Source organism: Mesorhizobium sp. (genome assembly GCF_017306585.1).
Lineage (GTDB): Bacteria > Pseudomonadota > Alphaproteobacteria > Rhizobiales > Rhizobiaceae > Mesorhizobium.
In genome coordinates this window covers 1-20,937 of record NZ_JAFKIC010000187.1, presented here as the reverse complement: position 1 = coordinate 20,937, position 20,937 = coordinate 1, and the positions used below count along the sequence as shown (strand labels likewise).

At 64.6% G+C, this 20,937-nt stretch carries 21 protein-coding genes; 13 read left to right on the top strand and 8 right to left on the bottom strand.

What is annotated here, in order from left to right; genetic code table 11:
* Positions 1-21 precede the first annotated feature (21 nt).
* A complete protein-coding gene (locus J0I79_RS22725) occupies positions 22-501 on the bottom strand; it encodes an Lrp/AsnC family transcriptional regulator (RefSeq protein WP_292864252.1) in 480 nt (159 codons plus the stop codon).
* A gap of 261 nt (positions 502-762) precedes the next feature.
* On the opposite strand from J0I79_RS22725, the gene trxB reads away from it, so the two are divergent.
* Positions 763-1,737, top strand: a complete 975-nt coding sequence (gene trxB / locus J0I79_RS22720) for a thioredoxin-disulfide reductase (protein WP_292864250.1) — start codon at positions 763-765, stop codon at positions 1,735-1,737.
* A 90-nt stretch (positions 1,738-1,827) separates the two neighbouring features.
* Complete coding sequence (locus J0I79_RS22715) at positions 1,828-2,724, top strand: LysR family transcriptional regulator (RefSeq protein WP_292864248.1); 897 nt, start codon at positions 1,828-1,830, stop codon at positions 2,722-2,724.
* 210 nt (positions 2,725-2,934) lie between these two features.
* Here the strand turns inward: J0I79_RS22715 and J0I79_RS22710 are convergent, their stop codons facing one another.
* From J0I79_RS22710 to J0I79_RS22700, 3 genes are all read right to left on the bottom strand, one after another.
* The gene (locus J0I79_RS22710; RefSeq protein WP_292864246.1) at positions 2,935-3,432 is read right to left on the bottom strand and encodes an isoprenylcysteine carboxylmethyltransferase family protein; all 498 of its coding nucleotides are present in this window, start codon (positions 3,430-3,432) and stop codon (positions 2,935-2,937) included.
* 728 nt (positions 3,433-4,160) lie between these two features.
* Positions 4,161-6,212 carry an elongation factor G gene (locus J0I79_RS22705; RefSeq protein WP_292864244.1) on the bottom strand — a complete coding sequence of 684 codons (2,052 nt, stop codon included), beginning with the start codon at positions 6,210-6,212 and terminating at the stop codon, positions 4,161-4,163.
* A gap of 193 nt (positions 6,213-6,405) precedes the next feature.
* Positions 6,406-7,935 carry an EAL domain-containing protein gene (locus J0I79_RS22700; protein ID WP_292864242.1) on the bottom strand — a complete coding sequence of 510 codons (1,530 nt, stop codon included), beginning with the start codon at positions 7,933-7,935 and terminating at the stop codon, positions 6,406-6,408.
* Between the two features lie 246 nt (positions 7,936-8,181).
* On the opposite strand from J0I79_RS22700, the gene J0I79_RS22695 reads away from it, so the two are divergent.
* Complete coding sequence (locus J0I79_RS22695) at positions 8,182-8,577, top strand: cupin domain-containing protein (protein WP_292864240.1); 396 nt, start codon at positions 8,182-8,184, stop codon at positions 8,575-8,577.
* 15 nt (positions 8,578-8,592) lie between these two features.
* Here J0I79_RS22695 and J0I79_RS22690 read toward each other — a convergent pair whose 3' ends face one another.
* On the bottom strand, positions 8,593-9,198 hold the full coding sequence (locus J0I79_RS22690) for a TetR/AcrR family transcriptional regulator (RefSeq protein WP_292864238.1): 606 nt from the start codon (positions 9,196-9,198) through the stop codon (positions 8,593-8,595).
* 171 nt (positions 9,199-9,369) lie between these two features.
* Between J0I79_RS22690 and J0I79_RS22685 the strand changes: the two genes are divergently transcribed.
* Positions 9,370-10,884: a DHA2 family efflux MFS transporter permease subunit gene (locus J0I79_RS22685; RefSeq protein ID WP_292864236.1), complete on the top strand. Its 1,515-nt coding sequence runs from the start codon at positions 9,370-9,372 to the stop codon at positions 10,882-10,884.
* A gap of 69 nt (positions 10,885-10,953) precedes the next feature.
* Here J0I79_RS22685 and J0I79_RS22680 read toward each other — a convergent pair whose 3' ends face one another.
* A complete protein-coding gene (locus J0I79_RS22680; RefSeq protein WP_292864234.1) occupies positions 10,954-12,156 on the bottom strand; it encodes a pyridoxal phosphate-dependent aminotransferase in 1,203 nt (400 codons plus the stop codon).
* A 230-nt stretch (positions 12,157-12,386) separates the two neighbouring features.
* On the opposite strand from J0I79_RS22680, the gene J0I79_RS22675 reads away from it, so the two are divergent.
* The 4 genes from J0I79_RS22675 to J0I79_RS22660 all read left to right on the top strand — a co-directional run bounded on the left by J0I79_RS22675 (position 12,387) and on the right by J0I79_RS22660 (position 16,057).
* Positions 12,387-13,283, top strand: a complete 897-nt coding sequence (locus tag J0I79_RS22675; protein WP_292864232.1) for an EAL domain-containing protein — start codon at positions 12,387-12,389, stop codon at positions 13,281-13,283.
* Entirely contained in the window at positions 13,280-14,128 is an 849-nt protein-coding gene (locus J0I79_RS22670) for an EAL domain-containing protein (RefSeq protein ID WP_292864230.1), read from the top strand. Before J0I79_RS22675 ends, J0I79_RS22670 begins: the two co-directional genes overlap by 4 nt.
* 121 nt (positions 14,129-14,249) lie before the next feature.
* Positions 14,250-14,855, top strand: a complete 606-nt coding sequence (locus tag J0I79_RS22665; RefSeq protein WP_292864229.1) for a glutathione S-transferase family protein — start codon at positions 14,250-14,252, stop codon at positions 14,853-14,855.
* A 5-nt stretch (positions 14,856-14,860) separates the two neighbouring features.
* Positions 14,861-16,057 carry a phosphotransferase gene (locus J0I79_RS22660; protein ID WP_292864228.1) on the top strand — a complete coding sequence of 399 codons (1,197 nt, stop codon included), beginning with the start codon at positions 14,861-14,863 and terminating at the stop codon, positions 16,055-16,057.
* Between the two features lie 227 nt (positions 16,058-16,284).
* On the opposite strand, the gene J0I79_RS22655 is transcribed toward J0I79_RS22660, so the two are convergent.
* Positions 16,285-16,497: a cold-shock protein gene (locus J0I79_RS22655; RefSeq protein ID WP_137934910.1), complete on the bottom strand. Its 213-nt coding sequence runs from the start codon at positions 16,495-16,497 to the stop codon at positions 16,285-16,287.
* A gap of 275 nt (positions 16,498-16,772) precedes the next feature.
* Here J0I79_RS22655 and J0I79_RS22650 point away from each other — a divergent pair, with 275 nt between their 5' ends.
* Positions 16,773-17,099: a hypothetical protein gene (locus J0I79_RS22650; RefSeq protein WP_292864227.1), complete on the top strand. Its 327-nt coding sequence runs from the start codon at positions 16,773-16,775 to the stop codon at positions 17,097-17,099.
* 54 nt (positions 17,100-17,153) lie between these two features.
* Here the strand turns inward: J0I79_RS22650 and J0I79_RS22645 are convergent, their stop codons facing one another.
* Positions 17,154-17,723 carry a methylated-DNA--[protein]-cysteine S-methyltransferase gene (locus tag J0I79_RS22645; protein WP_292864226.1) on the bottom strand — a complete coding sequence of 190 codons (570 nt, stop codon included), beginning with the start codon at positions 17,721-17,723 and terminating at the stop codon, positions 17,154-17,156.
* Between the two features lie 183 nt (positions 17,724-17,906).
* Between J0I79_RS22645 and J0I79_RS22640 the strand changes: the two genes are divergently transcribed.
* From J0I79_RS22640 to J0I79_RS22625, 4 genes are all read left to right on the top strand, one after another.
* Positions 17,907-18,893 (top strand): lytic transglycosylase domain-containing protein, encoded by a 987-nt coding sequence (locus J0I79_RS22640; RefSeq protein WP_292864225.1) that lies wholly within the window; start codon positions 17,907-17,909, stop codon positions 18,891-18,893.
* Between the two features lie 5 nt (positions 18,894-18,898).
* Positions 18,899-19,381, top strand: coding sequence for a GNAT family N-acetyltransferase (locus tag J0I79_RS22635; protein ID WP_292864224.1), 483 nt, complete (start codon positions 18,899-18,901; stop codon positions 19,379-19,381).
* A 196-nt stretch (positions 19,382-19,577) separates the two neighbouring features.
* Positions 19,578-20,321 carry a DUF899 family protein gene (locus J0I79_RS22630; RefSeq protein ID WP_292864223.1) on the top strand — a complete coding sequence of 248 codons (744 nt, stop codon included), beginning with the start codon at positions 19,578-19,580 and terminating at the stop codon, positions 20,319-20,321.
* Between the two features lie 111 nt (positions 20,322-20,432).
* Positions 20,433-20,804, top strand: coding sequence for a DUF559 domain-containing protein (locus J0I79_RS22625; RefSeq protein WP_292864277.1), 372 nt, complete (start codon positions 20,433-20,435; stop codon positions 20,802-20,804).
* Positions 20,805-20,937 lie beyond the last annotated feature (133 nt).

Genomic DNA, 20,937 nt, shown 5'->3' with positions numbered 1-20,937 from the left:
ATCGACGTCGGTCCGGCCGGCTCAGGGGCGTTCGAAGGAAACCAGACCCTCATCCTTGACCCTGCGGATGGTGAGCGCGGTGCGCACCGTATCGACATTCGGTGTCGAGGTCAGTTCCTCGATGACGAAGGTCTGGAACGTGCCGAGGTCGCTTGCCACGCAGTGCAGCAGGAAATCGGATTCACCCGAGACCATCCAGGCATCGCGCACGATCGGCCAGCCGCGCGTGCGCTCGGCAAAGGTGCGCAGTTCGGCATCGGCCTGGTGATGCAGCCCGACAAGGCAGAAGGCGACGACATCGAGGCCGAGGGCCGGCGCGTTGAGCAGCGCGCGATAGCCGCGGATGATACCGCTCTCCTCCAGACGCTTGACCCGGCGCAGGCAGGGCGGCGCCGAGATGCCGACGCGGTTCGACAACTCCACATTGGTCATGCGCCCGTCCGACTGCAGCTCGCGCAGGATCTTCCAGTCGATAGCGTCAAGGTCGGCCTTGAGTGGCATTGCGGTTCTCGATGATCGGGTGGCGCAAGAATCTTTCGCGATTTTGTAATTAAACGACTTTTGTGTCGGCGCCAGCCCTCATCAACGCGATTTTGGAATGGTAACGAAAGCGGCCGTCGCGCGAATATCCACATGGGCCGAAGCTTTCCGGGGACGACGGCCCGTCCGCCTTGCTGGCGTGGTTGGCAACCCTTACATTACCGGCGACATTCCACGTCTTTTCCCAAGGCACACCCGTTGTCTGCCCCGCAGAGGCTCTAAATGACCACCAAGCACGCGCCCGTTCTCATCATCGGTTCCGGCCCGGCCGGCTATACCGCGGCAGTCTATGCCGCGCGCGCCATGCTGAAGCCGATGCTCGTCGCCGGCCTGCAGCAGGGCGGCCAGCTGATGATCACCACCGATGTCGAAAACTATCCCGGCTTCGCCGATCCGATCCAGGGACCGTGGCTGATGGAGCAGATGCTCAAGCAGGCCGAGCATGTCGGCACCGACATCATCAACGACATCATCACCGAGGTCGACCTCAATGTGCGCCCGTTCCGCGCTAAGGGCGATTCCGGCACGACCTACACGGCCGACGCCCTGATCATCGCCACCGGCGCGCAGGCCAAGTGGCTGGGCATTCCCACCGAGCAGGACTTCATGGGCTTCGGTGTGTCCGCCTGCGCCACCTGCGACGGCTTCTTCTATCGCGGCAAGGATGTCGCGGTGGTGGGCGGCGGCAATTCGGCGGTGGAAGAGGCGCTCTATCTGTCGAACCTCGCCAAGAGCGTCACCGTCATCCACAGGCGTTCCGATTTCCGTGCCGAGCGCATCCTGCGCGAGCGGCTCTTGAAGAAGGACAATGTCCGCGTCATCTGGGACACGATCGTCGACGAGATCACCGGACGTCCCGGCAAGGCGCCGTTGCCGCCTTCGGTCGAAGGGCTGAAGCTCAAGCATGCGGTGACCGGCGCCGAAAGCCACCTCAAGGTCGACGGCGTCTTCGTGGCCATCGGCCATGCACCGGCGGTCGAGCTGTTCGTCGGCAAGCTCAAGCAGAAGCCGAACGGCTATCTGTGGACGGCGCCGGATTCGACGCGCACCGACGTGCCTGGCGTGTTCGCGGCCGGCGACGTGACCGACGACGTCTACCGCCAGGCGGTGACGGCGGCGGGGCTCGGCTGCATGGCGGCGCTCGAGGCTGAAAAATATCTCGCCGGCATCGAGGTGCATCGCGAAGCGGCGGAATAGGGTGCTTGTAAAACTGTTAAAAAAGCGGCTTAGAAAGGCCGTGTAAAAGCCTGATTTTGCATTCAGACGCCAAGTAGAAAGAGGGGAATCATGGCGTTGGACTGGGACAAGCTACGTGTGTTTCACGCTGCGGCGGAAGCGGGGTCGTTCACACACGCGGCCGAGACGCTGCATCTGTCGCAATCGGCGATATCGCGGCAGGTGAGCGCGCTCGAACATGATGTCGGCGTGCCGCTGTTCAACCGCCATGCGCGCGGCCTGGTGCTGACCGAACAGGGCGAGATGCTGTTCCGCACGGCGCATGACGTGCTGATGAAGCTCGAAACCATAAAGTCGCGCCTGACCGAGACCAAGGACCGTCCCTCAGGCGTGCTTCGCGTGACGACCACCGTCGGCCTCGGCGCCGGCTGGCTGACCGAGCGGGTGCAGGAATTCATCGAGCTCTATCCAGAAATCAGCCTGCAGTTGATCCTCGCCAATGAGGAACTCGACCTCACCATGCGCCAGGCGGACTGCGCCATCCGGCTGCGTCAGCCGCAGCAGCCGGACCTGATCCAGCGCCGCCTGTTCACCGTGCATTTCCATCTCTACGCCGCGCCGTCCTATGTCGCCAAGCACGGCAAGCCGGCCTCGGTGTCCGAACTCAGGAATCACCGCATCGTCACCTTCGGCCTGCCGGTGCCCTCGCATCTGTCGGAGCTGAACTGGCTGGAGACCGTCGGCGATTTCGAAGGCGGACAACGCGTGTCGTCGCTGCAGATAAACGACATCCTGTCGATCAAGCGCGCCGTGCAGGGCGGCGCCGGCATCGCCATGCTGCCGGATTATGTGATCTCCAAGGATTCCGGGCTGGTGCAGCTGTTGCCAGAAACCGAGGTGCCGTCCTTCGACACCTATTTCGCCTATCCCGACGCCATGAAGAACCAGGCCAAGCTGCACGTCTTCCGCGATTTCATCATTGCGAAGGCGAGAAGCTGGTCGTTTTGACCATAGGCCAGCGCTGCCCCTCACCTGCCTGCCGGCATCCTCTCCCCGTATAGGGACGGGGAGAGGGACGCTGTGTCAGGCGATTTCGCCAATCTCGGACGTTGCAGCAAGGAAACCGGCGTTGCGGCCAGCCCCTCTCTCCCCGTCCCTATACGGGGAGAGATGTCCGGCAGGACAGTGAGGGGCAGCGCTGCACTAAGGAAGTCAGCTTCACCCTCGCCAGGGCGTCAGGCGCGGCAGCCAGCCGGGGACGTTGCGGCGGTAGGTTTCGTATTCGCCACCGTAACGGTCGGCGAGCGTCGGCTCCTCGTAGAGCTTGACGAAGGTGGCCATGGTTGCCGCCGCGATGACGGCGTAGATGGCGATCGACCAACTCGAAAACAGCAGCGCCTGGCCAAGGATGATCGACAGCACGGCGACATACATGGGGTTGCGGACGTGGCGGTAGACGCCGCCGATCACCAGCCTCTCGGTCGGGGCGACAGGGGCCGGCGTGCCCATCCCCTCCAGCGCGAAGCGGGCAAAGGCATGCAGCAGCACGGCGATCGCGGCGGCCACGAGAACGCCGCCCACCGGCACGAAGCCCGGCACGGGCGACCAGGGCAAGCCCCAGCGGTCGCTGAGCAGCCATGGAATGAGGCCCGCGACCACGCCGGGCGCGGCAATCAGGAAAAGGCCGGTGCCGGCAATCGCTGAAAAAGCACGCATTGAACGTTTCCCCCTGGTTGCCTCAGAATTAAACGGCGCCTGCCCGTTTGCAGGTCATCAGGCGTTTTTCGATATTTCGCGGTAAAATCGGCTGGCGTTGGTGTTTTCTCGACGCCAATGGCCCCGCTATGCACTCCAATTCGACGATTTTGCTGGTCCTATTGGCTCCGGGAATGGGTTGGACCACAGCCTGTGCCTTTTTGCATGCGTGTGTTGCAAAATAGATGCTTGTTTCTTGGGCATGATGAGCAGATATATAGATCATCTCCTGGGCGCGTTCTCCTCCCATTAGCGCCCTCGAGTGTTCCCCTCTGGAGGTTAGCCTTAACAGGCACTTCCAATCAAACTCAGCCGGATCTTCGTTGATCCGGCTTTTTTGTTGCCCTGAGGTCATCGGGCCGGCTGAAAAAACCATCGGAATTGCCGCGTAACAGTGACATGTAACCTCTGGTAACATGACAAGGGCGTCCTTGACCTGCTAAGCAGACCATAGGACGCGGTGTGGTTCGGACGGGAGATGGGGGCATCACTCGGACGGCCCGGGCTCAGGCGGCTACCGCGTCCGAACCTTTTCCGCCGGATTTCGGCGACCCCCATATGCGGCGGACCTGCCGTTTCTCCTCCCAAGAAAACGGTCCGCAAAACAAAACGGCGTCCGGCCCCCCGGGCGTCGTTTTTGGTTTTTGTCCCCCCGAACCGAAATTCGAGGGGACAGGGAGCAGATATGCTCAGGCGGCCTTGCCGTTGGCGTTCATCGCTTCGTCGGCGAGGCGGCCGGTGAGCTCGGCCATGTGGTCGAAGGCGGCGCGGTAGCTGGCGACGCCCGCTGTGGCGGAACGCAGCTCGATGATCAGGTCGCCGATCTCGGATTGCGGCATGGTCGCCTCGACGACGTCCCAGCCGGGCCAGTCGGGCCGCGCGTCATAGCCGAGAATCTGGCCGCGCCGTTGCGGGATCAGCGCGATGATCTTCGATGTCGCGTCCGACGGCGTGACGATCTCGACTTTCATCACCGGCTCCAAGAGCACCGGCGAGCAGGCGGCCATGCCTTCCTTCATCGCCAGCTTCGCCGCCATCTGGAAAGCCATGTCGGAGGAATCGACCGCATGGTAGGACCCGTCCGACAGGTTGACGGCGAGGTCGACGACGGGGAAGCCGAGCGGGCCAGACTTCAGGTAGTCGCGTATGCCTGTCTCGACCGACTGGATATAGGTCTTGGGCACGACGCCGCCGGTGATGGTGTCGGTGAACTGGAAGCCGGAGCCGCGCGGAAGCGGCTTGATCTCCACCACCACATCGCCGAACTGGCCGTGGCCGCCCGACTGCTTCTTGTGGCGTCCACGCTGCTGCGCCGATTTGCGGATCGTCTCGCGGTAGGGAACCGCCGGGGCGTGACCCTCGACAGGAATCTGGTTCTTGCCCTCAAGCCGCTCGCGCACGACGCGCAGATGCATCTCGCCGTGACCGGACAGCACTGTCTCGGCCGAGTCCTGGTTGTGGCGCAGGCTGAGCGAAGGATCTTCCTCGGCCAGCCGCTGGATCGCGGCCGACATCTTGACCTCGTCCTTGCGCTCCTTCGGGCGCAGCGCGAAGGCGAAGACCGGTTGCGGCGGCTCGACATCGAACAACTGCCTGGTGCCGCCCTTGGCCGAGGTCAGCGTCTGGCCGGTCTTGACGTCGTCCAGCTTGCCGAGCGCCACGGTGTCGCCGGCCCTGGCGGCGGTAAGCTTGACCTGATCCTTGCCGAGCAGCTTGTAGACACCCGACACCTTGGCGGTGCCGCCACCGGGCAGCCACAGTTCCAGGCCGTCCGCGACCTGGCCGGACAGGATGCGCGACACCGAGAGCTTGCCGCCATGCGGCGTGTGGATGGTCTTCATCACCTGGACCACGGTGGCATTGCCGTCGGGGGCGCCGAGCCGCTTGCGGGTCGCCTCGATGTCGGGCGCATCATGACGGATCGCCTTCAGGAGGCGCAGAACGCCGTTGCCCTTCTCCGCCGTGCCGATCAGCACCGGCGTCACCGCGCCGTCGCGCAGGTCTGCGGCAAGGTCGTCGAAGATTGCGTCCTTCGGCGGCTCGATCTCCTCGAGCAACTGCTCCATCAGATGGTCGTCATGGTCGGCCAGCGTCTCCAGCATGGAGAAGCGGGCTTCCAATTCGCGCGCCTTGTCGTCGTCGGGAATGCCGGCCACCTCGCTCTCGGCATATTCGCGGTAGATATAGGCGCGCTCCAGCGCGAGGTCGATCGAGCCGATGACGACGCCGTCCTTGCGCAGCGGGATTTGGCGCAGCAGCAGCGGCACCGAGCTTGCCGGCTGCAGCATCTTCAGCGTGTCGCGCACGCCTGATATCGCCTTGTCGACCTTGTTGAGGAATAACAGGCGCGGCACGCCGAGATCATCGAGCTTGCGCATGATGAGCTGCAAAGCGGGAATCTTCTTCTCGTCGGCCTCGGCGACGACGACGGCGAGGTCGCAGGCGGCCAGCACCGGTTCGGCCTCGAAGGAGAATTCGATCGAACCGGGACAGTCGACGAAGGTCAGTTGCTCGCCCATGAATTCGGTGGTGGCAACCGACGCCTCGACGCTCATGGCGTGGGCGCGCGCCTCGGGCGAATGATCTGAAACGGTGTTGCCCGAGGAAACCGGGTTCTGGCGGGGGATGGCGCCCGTGCGGGCCAATATGGCTTCGAGAAGTGTCGTCTTACCGCTTGCGAAGGGACCGACTATGGCAATGCATTTCGGTCCCGTGCGTCGTCCTCCGGCGCGAGTACCCATGACTGACCTCCACTCAGGCGTTTACCTGGGGGACCGACTGGCATTCATGGTTCAGACCAAGGTCAATCGGTCCTGAGCGGCGGCCGGCCTGTTCGACCGTCGCGAGCGGGCCTGTTTCGACCTGCCCGCTTTCATCGTCCCACTTGTTTGGCGGCAGGGCAAGGAAAATAGGAAGCCGGCGCGGCTGGCGTGGTCAGGCGCTGAGCGCGAGCGCTTCGACCGGCTGGCGGGCAAGCGGCGCGAGCTTGTCGCGCTGGGCCGGCCGGCCGAAGAAATAGCCCTGGAACCGATTGCAGCCGGCCGCCTTGGCGAGAGCGAATTCTTCCTGTGTTTCAACGCCTTCGGCCACGATGGTGACGTCCTGGATACGCGCGATCTGCGCCAGCGCCGAAACGAAGATCTGCGCCACCTGGTCATGGGCGAGGCTGCGGATATAGGAGCGATCGATCTTGATGATGTCGATGGGCAGGGTTTTGAGATAGTTGAAACCGCAATGGCCGGTGCCGAAATCGTCGAGCGCGATGTGGAAGCCGAGGCCGCGCAACGCTTCGAGGCGCCGCAGTATCTCGGGCGAGGCGGCGGTCGCAACGGTCTCCGTGATCTCGATGATGAACTGCGCCGCGGACAGGCCGGTTTCCTTCAGCACGCGGTCGCACATGGTGACGATCTCGTCGCGCTTGAGCTGCTCGCCGGAAACGTTGATCGAGATGCGACGCCCCGGGAAGTGAACTATGTCGGCGCAGGCGCGCTTGAACACCCATTCGCCCAGCATGTCGATCAGGGTCGAGCGCTCGGCTATCGGGATGAATTCGGCCGGCGGGATCAGGCCGCGAACCGGATGGCGCCAGCGGAGCAGACCTTCGGGGGCATGGGTCGAGCCGTCCGGGTTGACGATCGGCTGGTAGTGCAGTTCGAGCTCGCCGAGATAGATCGCGGCGCGCAGTTCCCGTTCGACCAGACGCCGGTAACGCTTGTCGGACAGCATCTCCTCGTCGAAGACGGTGACGCGCCCGCGGCCCGCGGCCTTGCTCTCATAAAGCGCCAGATCGGCAACCAGCATCAGTTCGGTCGTGTTCGAGGCATGGGCCGGCGCCAGCGCCACGCCGACCGAAATGGAAAGCGGAATGGTCTTGCCCTCGTGCGACTTGCCGGCGCGCATGGCATCCAGCAACTGCCGGACATCCCTGTTGATGGCGGCGAGGTCGCTGTGAGGGATGATGACGCCGAATTCGTCGCCACCCAGGCGTCCAACCATGCTGCCGGCAAAGATGCGCTCGCAGGTCTTGACCAGATGCGTCAGGGTGAGGTCGCCGAACTGGTGCCCGAACGTGTCGTTGAGCTGCTTGAAATGGTCGAGGTCGATGAGCAGCAAGCTCGCCTCGCGCCTGTCGCGCATGGTGCCCAGGCTGTCGCGCAGCGCTTCCAAGAAATAGCGCCGGGTCATTGCCCCGGTCATGGCGTCCCTGGTCAGGAAATGGTGCTTCTCCGCTTCGGCGGCTTCCGCCGATCGCAGTCGATGGACGACGCTGCTGCGCATATACATCAGCGCCAGCAGGGCGAGGCTGGTCGCCAGGGTGGAGATGGCGAAAGCGTTGCTCGAGGGCAGATGCCGCGATATGTCCAGGGTACCGGCCGCTGCCGTGGCGATGCTGAGCACAAGCAGCCCCTGGATGCCGCGATAGATCCGGCCGCTATGGTCCTTGATCGTCGCCAGTATGCTCATTCGCCAGCTCCCGCAATGCAGGCTCACGGCTAGTGCGCAGCCGTTAAGAAGACATTGAATTCGCCATCTTTTCACCGCGTCGCGCCCTGATGGGACGGTTCATGGTTAAGGAGAAAAAACCGCGCGGGACAATGGTGGACGAAACGGCCGGTTGCGCGCCGGACGATATCGGCCGAGAGTGCTGCCAGCCTCGTGGGCAGCGGCCGTTTCCGCCGGTCGCGTCACTCCCAGTTTCAGGACCAGACGATGAAGATCATTGCTTGCGGCAGCGTGCCGACCATCATAGCACCGGACAAATATTTCACCGGCCGGGTGCTGCAGACGCCTGTGATCGAGGCCGAGGCGCCGGCGCGGCTCAGGGCCACGCTGGTCAGCTTCGAGCCGGGTGCGCGCACGCACTGGCACACACATCCGCTCGGCCAGACGCTCTATGTCACGTCGGGCGCGGGCCTTGCCCAGACCTGGGGTGGACCGGTCCAGGCGATCAGGGCAGGGGATGTTATCTTCTTCGCGCCCGGCGAGAAGCACTGGCATGGTGCGGCGCCCAAGTCGGCGATGACGCATCTCGCCATGCAGGAGGCGGCTGACGGCGTCCATGTCGACTGGCTGGAAGCGGTTTCCGGCGAGCAGTATGACGGCTGAGCGCCGACCGTCCGTCTAATCGGGCCGCAGCATCCTGAGAAACAGTGCCGAGAGATTTTCGGCAAGCCCGCCGCCGTCCAGAATGCCGTGCTCGATGGCATGATCGACGGTGCCGTGCAGTCCGTTGAACAGCACGATGGCGGCAAGATCCGGGTGATCGACCGACCAGGCGCCTGCCCGTGTGCCCGAAGCCAGCAGGCTGGAAAGATCGCCAAGCAAGGGATTGTCGCCTTTCATCCGGCGCTGGTCGGGCCGGTGGTCGTGAAAGACGACGTCGTGCAGTTGATACTCATCGAGATAGGCCGCGATGCCGGCCTGCACGAAACTCTTCAAGCGGGCGGTCCAGTCATCGGCCGGGCAAGCGCCGATGGCGCGATGGATGCGGTCGCGAAATCCGGTGACGAAGCGCTCGCGTAGCGCGGCGACGACATCTTCCTTGGAGGCGAAGTAGAGATAGAAGGTACCCTTGGCCACTTCCGCGCGAGTGGCGATTTCGTCGATGGTCGTGGTGCCGACGCCCTTGGCGATGAACAGCGCGGTAGCAGCGCGAAGGATGTCCTCGCGGCGAATCTCGGCCGGCTTGGTGCGTGGTTTCAGCGCTTTCCTGGCAACGACAGGCATATGATTCCGCTCACCATCGGGTTTTTCGCCGGGTTGGCTCAGTCGCTTTCCTTATCCTGCTTCTGGCTGATGAAACAAGCTTTTTATAATGATTCCAAAGTGACTTACAGTTATTGACTGACCGTCGGTCAGTGGGATAGATGGCTGCGAAACCAGCATATGGACTCTGTCATGACGAACCGCCTGCCACTCGTCGCCGCCGTCTATCTCGGCTCCTTCGTCGCGCTGCTCGACGTCAGCATCGTCAATGTCGCGTTGCCGACCATCCAGCAGGCGCTGAACACCGATTTCGGCGGGCTGCAATGGGTGGTGGATGCCTATACGCTGTGCCTGTCGGCCTTCATGCTGTCCTCGGGCCTGATCGGCGACCGCTATGGCCGCAAGCGTTCCTGGCTGGCAGGCGTCGGCATCTTCGTCATCGGTTCGCTGATCTGCGCGGTGGCGCCGAACCTGGCGGTGCTGCTGGCCGGACGCGTGGTGCAGGGCATTGCCGGCTCGCTGCTCATTCCCGGCGCGCTGTCGATCCTGACGCAGGCCTTCCCCGATCCGCGCGAGCGCGCCGGCGTCATCGGCGGCTGGGCGTCCTTCGCCGCCGTCTCGCTGGTGGTCGGTCCGGTGCTCGGCGGCATTCTGGTCGAGGCGGTCGGCTGGCAGAGCATTTTCCTGATCAACCTGCCGCTCGGCCTCGTCACCATCGTGCTCGGCGCGGTCTCGATCGGCGAGACGGCGCACCCCGAACATGCCCATCTCGACCTCGTCGGCCTGGCGCTCAGCATAGTGTGGCTGGGCGCGCTGACCTTCGGCCTGATCTCGGCCGGTGAGCATGGCTGGGGCGATACCAAAACGGTCGTGGCGTTGATCGCGGGCGTCGCCGGCCTCGCGGCCTTCCTCGCCTTCGAGGCGCGCACGCCGCGGCCCATGCTGCCGCTTGGCCTGTTCGCCGATGTGCGCTTCGCCGTCGCCAACGTCGCCTCGTTCTCGCTCGGCTTCGCCTCCTACAGCAGCGTCTTCTTCTTCTCGATGTTCCTGCAGCAGGTGCAGGGCTGGTCGCCGACGCAGACCGGCCTGCGCATGGCGCCGGCCTTCATCGTCCAGATCCTCCTGTCGCCGTGGATCGGCAGGTTGAGCGCGCGCTTCGGACATTCGGCGCTGATGACGCTGGGCTATGTCGGCATCGGTCTTTCCATGCTCGGCATGTGCTGGGCCGTGCCATCGACGCCCTATGGCTTTCTCTGCCTGCTCTTCGTCGTCAACGGGGTCGGCAATTCGCTGGCGATCCCGACCGGCAGTGCCGCCGCCATGTCCTACGCCCCGCGCGAGCGTTCGGGGATGGTGTCGGCGGTGATCAATGCCACGCGCCAGAGCGGCCTTGCCATCGGCATTGCGCTGCTCGGCGCGCTGATGAGCATGCGGGCGACCAGCCTGCTTGCCGGCTATCTCGGTGATGCCGGGGTCGCCAATGCCGAGGCGGCGGCCCGGGCGGCGGTTTCCCGGCACGATTTCGCAACCGACGCCGCGATCGGCGAGAGCGGCGTGCGCGAACTCTTCGCCAGCGCCTATGCCGGCGGTTTCCATGCCGCGATGCTGACGGCGGCGATCGTCGCCTTTATCACCGCCGCGCTGCTGCTTACCGTGCTGACGCCAGCCGAGGCGCGCGTCGCGAAAGCCGCGAAGCAGCAGGCTTGAGGCTACAGCAAGAACAAAAAACCCGGCGCGAGCCGGGTTCTTGCAGTCAGGTATGCGGCTTTGCCGCGGTCAGGTCAGCGAGGCGGTGAAACGCTGGATGCGGGTGCAGGCTTCTTCCAGCAGCGCATCCGAAGTGGCGTAGGAGATGCGGAAGTTCGGGCCGAGGCCGAAGGCCGAGCCGAACACCACCGCCACGCCCTCGGCCTCGAGCAGTTCCGAGCAGAAGGCCTCGTCGGTATCGATGACCTTGCCGGCCTTGGTCTTCTTGCCGATCAGCTGGGCGCAGGACGGATAGACATAGAAGGCGCCTTCCGGCGACGGGCATGTGATGCCGCGCGCCTGGTTGAGCATCGAGACGACGAGGTCGCGCCGCCCCTGGAAGATCGCCTTGTTCTTGGCGATGAAGTCCTGGGGGCCATTGAGCGCCTCGACCGAAGCCCATTGCGCGATGGTGCAGGCGCCCGAGGTCTGCTGGCCCTGGATCATGTCCATCGCCTTGATGAGCTGGACGGGGCCGGCGGCATAACCGATGCGCCAGCCGGTCATGGCATAGGCTTTCGACACGCCGTTCATGGTCAGCGTGCGCTCGTAGAGCTTCGGCTCGACCTCGGCGATGGTCTTGAAGACGAAATCGCCATAGGTCAGGTGCTCGTACATGTCGTCGGTCAGCGTCCAGACATGCGGATGCTTGAGCAGCACGTCGGCCAGCGCGCGCAGCTCGGCCTCGGTGTAGGCGGCGCCTGACGGGTTGGACGGCGAATTCATCAGCAGCCATTTGGTCTTCGGCGTGATCGCCTTCTCCAGCACCGCCACCGTCAACTTGAAGCCGTTGTCGATCGAGGTGTCGGCGAACACCGAGGTGCCGCCGCAGATCGCCACCATTTCGGGGTAGCTGACCCAGTAGGGGCGGGGGATGATGACCTCGTCGCCGGGGTTCAGAGTCGCCATGAAGGCGTTGAACAGGATCTGCTTGCCGCCGGTGCCGACGATGGTCTGCTCGGGCTTGTAGTCGAGATTGTTCTCGCGCTTGAACTTCTTCGCGATCGCCTCGCGCAGCGGCACGATGCCGGAAACCGGCGGGTATTTGGTCTCGCCGCGGCGGATCGCCTCGATCGCCGCATTCTTGATATTGTCGGGCGTGTCGAAATCCGGTTCGCCGGCGCCGAGGCCGATAATGTCACGGCCGGCATTTTTCAGCTCGCGGGCTTTCTGCGTCACCGCGATGGTGGCGGAAGGCTTAACGCGGGAAAGGGTGTCGGCAAGAAAGGCCATGACCGGATATCTCTCCTCAAGAGGATCGCGCGGCCAGGAGCGGCCGCGGCGCTTCTCATGTCGCATGATTCCCGCCAGTGCAAGTCTTCTCGTCTGGGCCAGGCGGGCCGTCGCGGTCAATGCGGCGTGATTGGGAGGCGCGATTGGCAACAGAAAGTTCATTAACGGGCGGTAGAGGCTTGCATGGCAGGATCGCACACCAATTCCGCCGGTTCGCGGAGCGAGGAACAGTGTCGCGCAGCATCGGGCTCGCCCATATCATCCGTCATGATGACGGCACCTCCAGCGGTGTCTGGGGCATTTATACGCTGCAAAGCGCTTTCCAGCCGATCTTCGCCTTCAAGGAAGGCAAGCTGTCGGTTGCCGCCTTCGAGGGGCTGATCCGGCCGTTTCGCAATGGCGAGCCGCAATCGCCGATGAGCTTCTTCTCGACCTGCCCGGCGGCCGACCGCCTGCATGTCGAGGCGCTGACCAGGACGCTGCATCTGCTCAATGCCGGAGCCTGCCTGCCGCAGGAGGCGTCGATCTTCGTCAATTTCGATCCGTCCGTGTTCACCGACCGGTCGATCGCCGACAATGCCTTGCGCGAAATGCGGCTGGTGCTGCACGAAGCCGGCATCGATCCGGGCCGTGTCGTGTGCGAGGTGACCGAGCAGAAATCGGCATCGCAGGAGACGCTGCACAGTTTCGTCGCGGCGCTGAAGGCCAGCGGCTTCCGCATCGCCGTCGATGATTACGGCGCCGACGATTCCGACATCAAGCGCATCAAGGAATTGAAGCCCGATATCGTCAAGTTCGACGCCCACTGGATCACGCAGCTGATGGAATCCGGCGCTGGCTTCGCGCTCTTGACCACCATGGTGAAGAGCTTCGAGGCGCAAGGTATCCGCACCGTGTTCGAGGGCATCGAGGAGGGCTGGCAACTGGAGCTTGCCGAGCGGTCCGGCGCCTCGATGGTCCAGGGTTACGTGCTGGCCCGCCCGGAACTGGCGCCGACAAGTTTCCGCGTCTTCGGCAGGAGCGGCCCCGCGTCGGCTGCCGCCGCCAGCGACGCGCCCGCCTCGGTGCCTGTCGCCCCGCGCCCGGCGCGGCCGGCCAAGGCCTTCGGACGCAGGGTGACGCCATGAGCAGTGAGCGGCGGCGCGATGTCGGCGATGCGATCTTCGTCGACGAGGTCGGCATCGAATATGGCGTGCATGGCGACTTCCGGCTGCGCAGCGCCTATCAGCCGATCTTCGCGCCGCACGGCCATTTCCTGCATCCGGTGGCGGTCGAAGGCCTGATCGAGCCGCACCGCGCCGGCCGGCCGGTGGCGCCGCAGGCGTTCTTCGACAGTGTCGAGGCGACGGACCGGCTGTTCGTCGAGACCATGTGCCGGGTGCTGCATCTGAGGAATTTTCCCAACATCGGCGTCGACGGGCTCGACCTGTTCTTCAATTACAATCCGCTGGTCAACGATCATCCGGGGCGGGCGCTGGCCGAGATCCGGCTGATGAGCAGGTATCTGGGCGAGCTTGGCCTGGCGCCTGGCATGCTGGTCTGCGAAATCACCGAACAGGCGGCGGACGACACGCTGCTGGCCCGGCTGGCGCACGAAATGCGGCGCGACGGCATCCGCATCGCCATCGACGATTTCGGCACCGGCCATTCGACCGAGGAGCGGGTGAGCCTGCTCAAGCCCGATATCGTTAAGATCGACGGCGGCTGGTTCGCCGAGTTCTGCCGTCACGCCGCGGCCGAGCGCTTCTTCCGGCCGCTGGTCTCCAGCCTGCACGACCAGGACGCCAGGGTGCTGGTGGAGGGCATCGAGCAGCCGAACCATCTGCGCGTCGCGCTCGATGCCGGCGTCGATCTGCTGCAGGGTTTCCTGCTCGCCCGACCGGCGCTTGCGGGCACGCTCTTCAAGGAGGAACCGCTCGCCGTCGATGCGCTACTGGGCAGGGACAACAATGTCGTGCCGCTGTTCGGCTAGGCGCGTCGGCGGCTGCGACACCCTCTCATCAGCGCCGCTCATCGTCCCACCAAAACAAATCATTGGTTGAGGCCGCCGCCGCTGCGATAATCGCCCTGGAAGCAAGCTCCGGGGACCGTCCATGATACTCTACAGCATGATCGACAGCGGCAATTGCTACAAGCCGCGCCTGCTGATGGCCAAGCTCGGCCTGGCCTTCACCACCATAGAGGTGAGCTCGCATACCGGCGACACGCGAAAGGCCGATTTCGTCGCCAAGAATCCGAACGCCATGGTGCCGCTGCTCGAGCTCGACGATGGCCGGCGGCTCGCCGAATCCAACGCCATCCTGCTCTATCTCGCCGAGGGCACGCGCTTCCTGCCGACGGACAAGTATGAACGCGGGCTCGCCTATCAGTGGCTGTTCTTCGAGCAATACAGCCACGAGCCTTACATCGCCGTGCGCAAGGCGCTGCTGACCTTTCCCGAGCGCGCCGCCGATGCGACGCCGGAGCGGCTGGCGGTGACGCTGGAGCGCGGCAACAAGGCGCTCGGCGTGATGAACAGATATCTGGAGAAAAACGCCTTTTTCGCCGGTGCCTACAGCGTCGCCGACATCGCGCTCTACGCTTATACGCACACGGCGGAGCAGGGCGGCTTCCAGTTGGATGCCTATCCGGCGGTGGCGGCCTGGTTGAAGCGCGTGGAGGCGGACCCCGGCCATGTGCCGATCGGGTGGGTGGGCTGAGCAGGTTGCCGCAGCGCAGAGCCCGGTTGGTGCTGTCGACGCCGGACGGCGCGGTGGTCGGCTGCTTGCCACCATTTCCTGTCGACGTTCCCTGGCGGCAGGAGGTGGAGTCTGTAGTGCGGGCCGCGCACGAGCATCATGGCATCGAGGTGACGATCCTGCGCCTGCTTGAGGCAAGCCCCGACCAGGGGCCTGGCGGGGAAGTCACTTATCTGGCCGAGATCGCGAAACCCGTGCCGGCGCAAATCCGGCCAGGGAAGATCGAGGCTCATCCGCTGCGCCAGGCTTACGCGGAGCCCGGCGGGCCCGCGGCCGATCTCGCCTGGGCGCAGCGGGTTCTCGCCGGGCATGGCCTGGCGCCGACCGGCAAACCCGTGCAGATCCGCAGTTGGAATCTGTCCAGCGTCTGGCGCATACCCGTCGGCCGCCAATCGGCCTGGCTGAAGGTCGTACCGCCATTCCTCGCGCATGAGGCCCGCATCATCACGGCGTTGGCCGGCCGGCATGTTCCAACGCTGCTCGGCCACGATGAGCACGGGCGTGCCCTGCTTGCCGAGATTCCCGGCGACGACATGTACGAGGCTTCACTATCGCAACTGCTCGGCATGGTGACACTGCTCGTCGGCATCCAGGCTTCGTGGATCGGCCGGGTCGAGGAATTGCGCGCGATGCGGTTGCCCGATTGGAGGGGTTCGAGCCTGTCAGGCGCGATCGCCGACGTGGTGCGGCGGACAAGCCAGGAACTGTCAGGGGATGAACAGGCATCGCTGCAGGGTTTCTTGGATGGTCTCGCCGCCCGGTTTGCCGCACTCCAGGCCTGCGGATTGCCGGATACGCTCGTCCATGGCGATTGCCATCCCGGCAATTTTCGCGGAACGGGGCAACAGTTCACACTGCTCGACTGGGGAGACAGCGGCATCGGCCATCCCCTGCTTGACCAGTCGGCCTTTCTCGAGGTCGTCCCGCCGCACCACGCGGAGGCCGTCAGGGGGCACTGGAATGGCGAATGGCTGGCCAGGGTGCCTGGCTGTGATCCCGCCCGCGCCGCAGACCTGCTCGCGCCGATCGCCACGGCCAGACGGGCGGTGATCTACCAGATGTTCCTCGACAACATCGAACCGTCGGAGCGGATCTACCATCGCGGTGATCCGGCGGACTGGCTGCGCCAGACCGCGGCGCTGGTGCGAAACCGGGTCGAGTAAAGCCGGTCAGGGCGGTCGTTTGAACTGCGGGCAAATAAAAAGGCGGGATAAATCCCGCCTTCCCATTTTCGGTAGCCTGATCGGGAGCGTCCGGTCCGGGCTGGCAGCTATCTGCTGATCCAGCTTGTCGGGTCTTTCCGCTCCGGCGCGCTTCTCGCGCGACCGTCAGTACATCCGTGACTTGCCGCGCGCCCCGGGCTCTCACCCGGCGCGCGCCTCGTGCAAAATCAGGCTGCCTTGCTCAGAGAACCAGCGGACGACTTGCCGGTGCGGCGGTCCTGCTCGATCTCGAAGTTGATCTTCTGGCCCTCGACCAGGGTCGACATGCCAGCGCGCTCGACAGCGGAGATGTGGACGAAAACGTCCGCGCCGCCGGTGTCGGGCTGGATGAAGCCGAAGCCCTTGGTGGCGTTGAACCACTTGACCGTTCCAGTTGCCATTTTGATAGTCCTTCACATTTGCTTTAGTTTGACTGGACCGAAATCCAGCCGGTGTGCATCGAGATTTTGGAGATAGACGTCAGCAAACGCGAATATCGCGAGGCCCGGATCGATCGGCCGAAATATCAATGGGGCTGATATAGGCTGCTTTGATCCCAAAAACAAGACTGCGTGAGAAGCCTGTGATGCCGGGGTTGCCCAACGGAAGCCCTAATCTGGTGAAAGCCTTGCCAGGGATCGCGCCGTCCACAGGCCGCCGATCAGGGGAGGAAACCATGAAGACAATTCTGCTCGCCGCCTGCCTGACGCTGGTCGCCGCCGAGGCCCACGCCATCTCGCGCTACGACCCCACCCATATGAGCTGCGGCAAGGTCCAGTCGACGATCGCGCGCCAGGGCGCGGTCATACTGCGCTACCAGTCGACGCGCGTGCCGGGGCTGCCGCTCTACGACCGCTATGTGCAGAGCCAGCAGTTCTGCACCATGGGCGAGGTGAGGACACGCGCCTATGTGCCGAGCGCCGACACCAAGTCCTGCCCCGTCTACAATTGCAAGCGGCCGGACAACGACCATTTCCGTCGCCGCTTCCTGCGGCACCATTAGAGCGCGTCGCGCTGAAACGGATTCAGGCGACGCGCTCCATGTCGGTTTCGGCACCTAAAAGCCGAAAGACACCTGCGCGGGCGGCGGCGGGCCGACGCGCACGCCTTCCATGGCCAGCATCTTTTCCTTGGTGACCGAGCCGCCGGGCGCCGAGAAGCCGCCGATCTTGCCGCCGGCGGCAAGGATGCGGTGACAGGGAATGACCAGCGGCACAGGATTGGCGCCAAGGGCCGCGCCTGTCTCGCGCGGCAGGCCGGCGTGGCCGGCGCGCCTGGCGAGTTCGCCATAGGTGGTGGTCTCGCCATAGCTCAGCTTGCGCGCCGCCCGGTAGATGGCGAGGCGGAAATCGTCGATGCCGTCGAGGTCGACGGGAACGCCGGTGAAATCGACATCCTCGCCGGCCGCATAGGCCTTGATCGAGGCGATGAGCTCGACCACCCAGGGCGGCTGTACGGTGGAGGCGGAGACGCCGGCATGGCGCATCAGCCGGCGCTCGATCGCTTCGCGGCTGCGCTCGGGCAGGCAGAGCCGGATCAGGCCCTTTTCGCTCCAGGCGATGCCCATGAAGCCGATCACTGTTTCTAACACTGCGTGGCCTGATGTGATCGAAGGCGTCGTTTCCATGATGCGCTCCTTTCCGCAAAGCGGCGAAACTCCGGCATTCCTGCCGGTACATACAGGGAACAATATGGCATTGCTGCCCGCGTCCCGCCACCCGAAAACCACCAGATGGCCCCGATTGCCCACCAGGAATCGCTGGTGTAAGGGAAATCTTAACGACCCGACAAACCGGACTTCGAGCGCGGCTTGCCAGCAAAACAAACCCTTATCGCCATCGGCGTGATCGTGGCGGCTGCCGGCATGAGCGGCTGCACCTCGACCTCGCAGATGAAAGCCGCGCCGGCGCTGACTGAAACCGCGACCGTTGCCGGCAGCGATGCCGGCTTTACCGTGCCATTGCCGGAGACGGTTTCGGTGCTGCCGCAATCCTCGGGCATCGCCCCTGTCCAGACCGCCGAAGCGGCGCCCGGAGCCGCCGTCATTTCAGAAGGCGAGGCCGCAGCGCAGCCGGCCGCCGCGACCGCGGCCTTTGCCGGCGCGACGCCCAAGGGCCCGGCCGTGCCCGCCATCATGGTCGTCGGCACCAATGCCTGGCAGGCGCCGGCACCGGCGAAAGCAGGCCAGCCGATCAAGGAAGGCGAGCCGGCCAAGGCAGGTCTGCCGGTGATCAAGTCCGCCGAGACCTATACGACAGCCGGCCTTATCGTGCCGGCCACCGCCGGCGGCCAGAAAGTCATGCCCGGCGTGCAGCAGGTGGCCTATGTCGTGCCGCAGAATCCGGCAGCACTTGTCCAGTTCCCGGCCGCGCCGCTCAGCCCCGCCGAGCCCGAACAGCACGCCACCGGCATGCGCGGCGAGGTCGACCGGCTGATCGTCAAATACGCCGCGCTCTACCAGGTGCCGGTCGATCTGGTGCGCCACGTCGTCAACCGCGAAAGCACCTACAATCCCAAGGCCTACAACAACGGCCACTGGGGCCTGATGCAGATCAAGCACGCGACGGCGCGCGGCATGGGCTATGACGGGCCGGCCAAGGGCCTGTTCGACGCCGAGACCAACCTGAAATACGCGGTCAAATATCTGCGCGGCGCCTGGCTGGTGTCCGACGGCAACGCCAAGAAGGCCGACTGGCTCTACCAGACCGGCTATTATTTCGACGCCAAGCGCAAGGGCCTGCTCGAGGCGACCGGCCTCGGCGTCGACCGCAAGCGGCGCGCCCAGCCCGACGCCTGAGCGCGATGCCGCGCCCGCCGGCCCCGAACGACATCCGGCTGCGCAGGATTCTCGACGAGACGCTGGTTCAACCGCACTGGCCCGACGGTTTCGTCATGCGTTGCCTGGAGCCCGGCGATGCACCGGCGCTGCATGCGCTGCTTGGCGAAGTCTACAACGATGGCGCCGAAGGCCCGTTCGAGGACTGGTGGCCGCGCATCGCGGATGATCCCGAATTCGATCCGGCGCTGTGCTTCCTCGTGATCGACGACAGGGGCCGGCTGGCGGGCGCCGCCCTTTGCTGGACTTCGGCCTTCGTCAAGGATCTCGTCGTCCATGCGCAGGATCGCGGCAAGGGCATAGGCGAGGCGCTGATGCGGCACGCCTTCGCGGTGTTTCGCGACCGGGGCGCCGCCCATGTCGATCTCAAGACCAACACGGTGGACAGCACTGCCGCCGTGCGGCTCTACAACAGGCTCGGCATGGTCGAGGTGGACTGGGAGGGTTGACCGGATATCCGGCGCCTTGTCTTCTTTTCCTTCGGTTCGATCGTTCAGGCGCGGCTCCCGGACGCCAGGCGATCAGCCGGAGGGGCAATGTCGGCTTTCTCTCTCTGCAAAAATGTCGGAACCGATCGCGGCGATCCGTCCTTGGGTGGCAGAGCCACACGCGCCGGGACGCCGGCGCGACAACAGGGAGCCGATCATGATCACCTTTCCCAACGAATCCGCGAAGTACCGCACCGCGCGCGAAAAGCTGTTGAAGAAGGAAATCGAACTGCGCCGCGCCATGGAGGCCGTGGCCGAGGCGCGCCGCGCGCTGCCGCCCGGCGGGCTGGTGCCGCAGGACTATGTGTTCGACGGGCTGGATGCCGGCGGCAAGCCGGCCAAGGTGAAGCTGTCGGACCTGTTCGCACCCGGCAAGGACACGCTGATCCTCTACAACATGATGTTTCCGCGCCACCCCATGGAGACCCGCGACGTGGCGACCAGCGGCGGCACGGCGAGGCTCGCCCGGCCGGACCAGCCATGCCCCTCCTGCACCGCGCTGCTCGACCAGCTCGACGGCGCGGTCGGGCATCTCGAAGCGGCCGGCTTCAGCTTCGCCGTCGTGACCAAGACCGCGCTGGAGAATGTCCTCACGCTCGGCCGCGACAAGGGCTGGCGCAACATGCGGCTGGTGTCAGCGGCGGGCAACAGCTTCAAGCGCGACTACAATGCCGAGGACGCCGACGGCGCGCAGCTGCCGCTGTTGTCGGTGTTCCATCGAGATGCCGACGGCATCAGGCACTTCTGGTCGTCGGAACTCGGCTTCGCGCCGCCCGAGCCCGGCCAGGACCCGCGCGCCATCGGCACCTGCGAGATCCTGTGGAACCTGATGGATTTCACGCCGGAAGGTCGGCCTGACTGGCACGAGCAGCTGCAGTATGGCGGGGCGTGTTGCCATTAGGGGGCTGGCGTTGGGGTTCTCCCTTCTCCCCTTGTGGGAGAAGGTGGCCTCGCGAAGCGAGGTCGGATGAGGGGTGTTCCAGTGAACGCCAACCTTACTTATTGTCCTGGGATGCCACACCAACCCGTCCTGCCGGAGAAAAGACGTTTTGCCCGAACCTTGCGGCGTGACCTGACCGAGGCCGAGGATAAGCTCTGGCGCGAATTGCGCGGTAGAAAGCTCGACCGGATCAAGTTCCGCCGCCAAGTGCCGATTGGACGCTTCGTTGCTGACTTTCTGTGTGCGGAGGCAATGCTGATCGTTGAGATAGACGGGAGTCAGCACGCAGATTCTGCTCACGATCATGAGCGGGACGCCGAATTGAAACTGCGGGGGTTCCGCATCCTGCGCTTTTGGAATGATGATGTGCTGCGGGAGCTGGATTCAGTCTGCGACACCATCATTGCCTATGTTCGCGACACGAGTTTGCAGCCATGGCGATGACGGCGGCAATTTTGTGCCGTCTTGGTGGGGCGGGCTTTCTCGAGTAGCTGTATCGCCCGGCTGGAACACCCCTTATCTGACCTCGCTTCGCGAGGCCACCTTCTCCCACAAGGGGAGAAGGGAAGACCGCGCC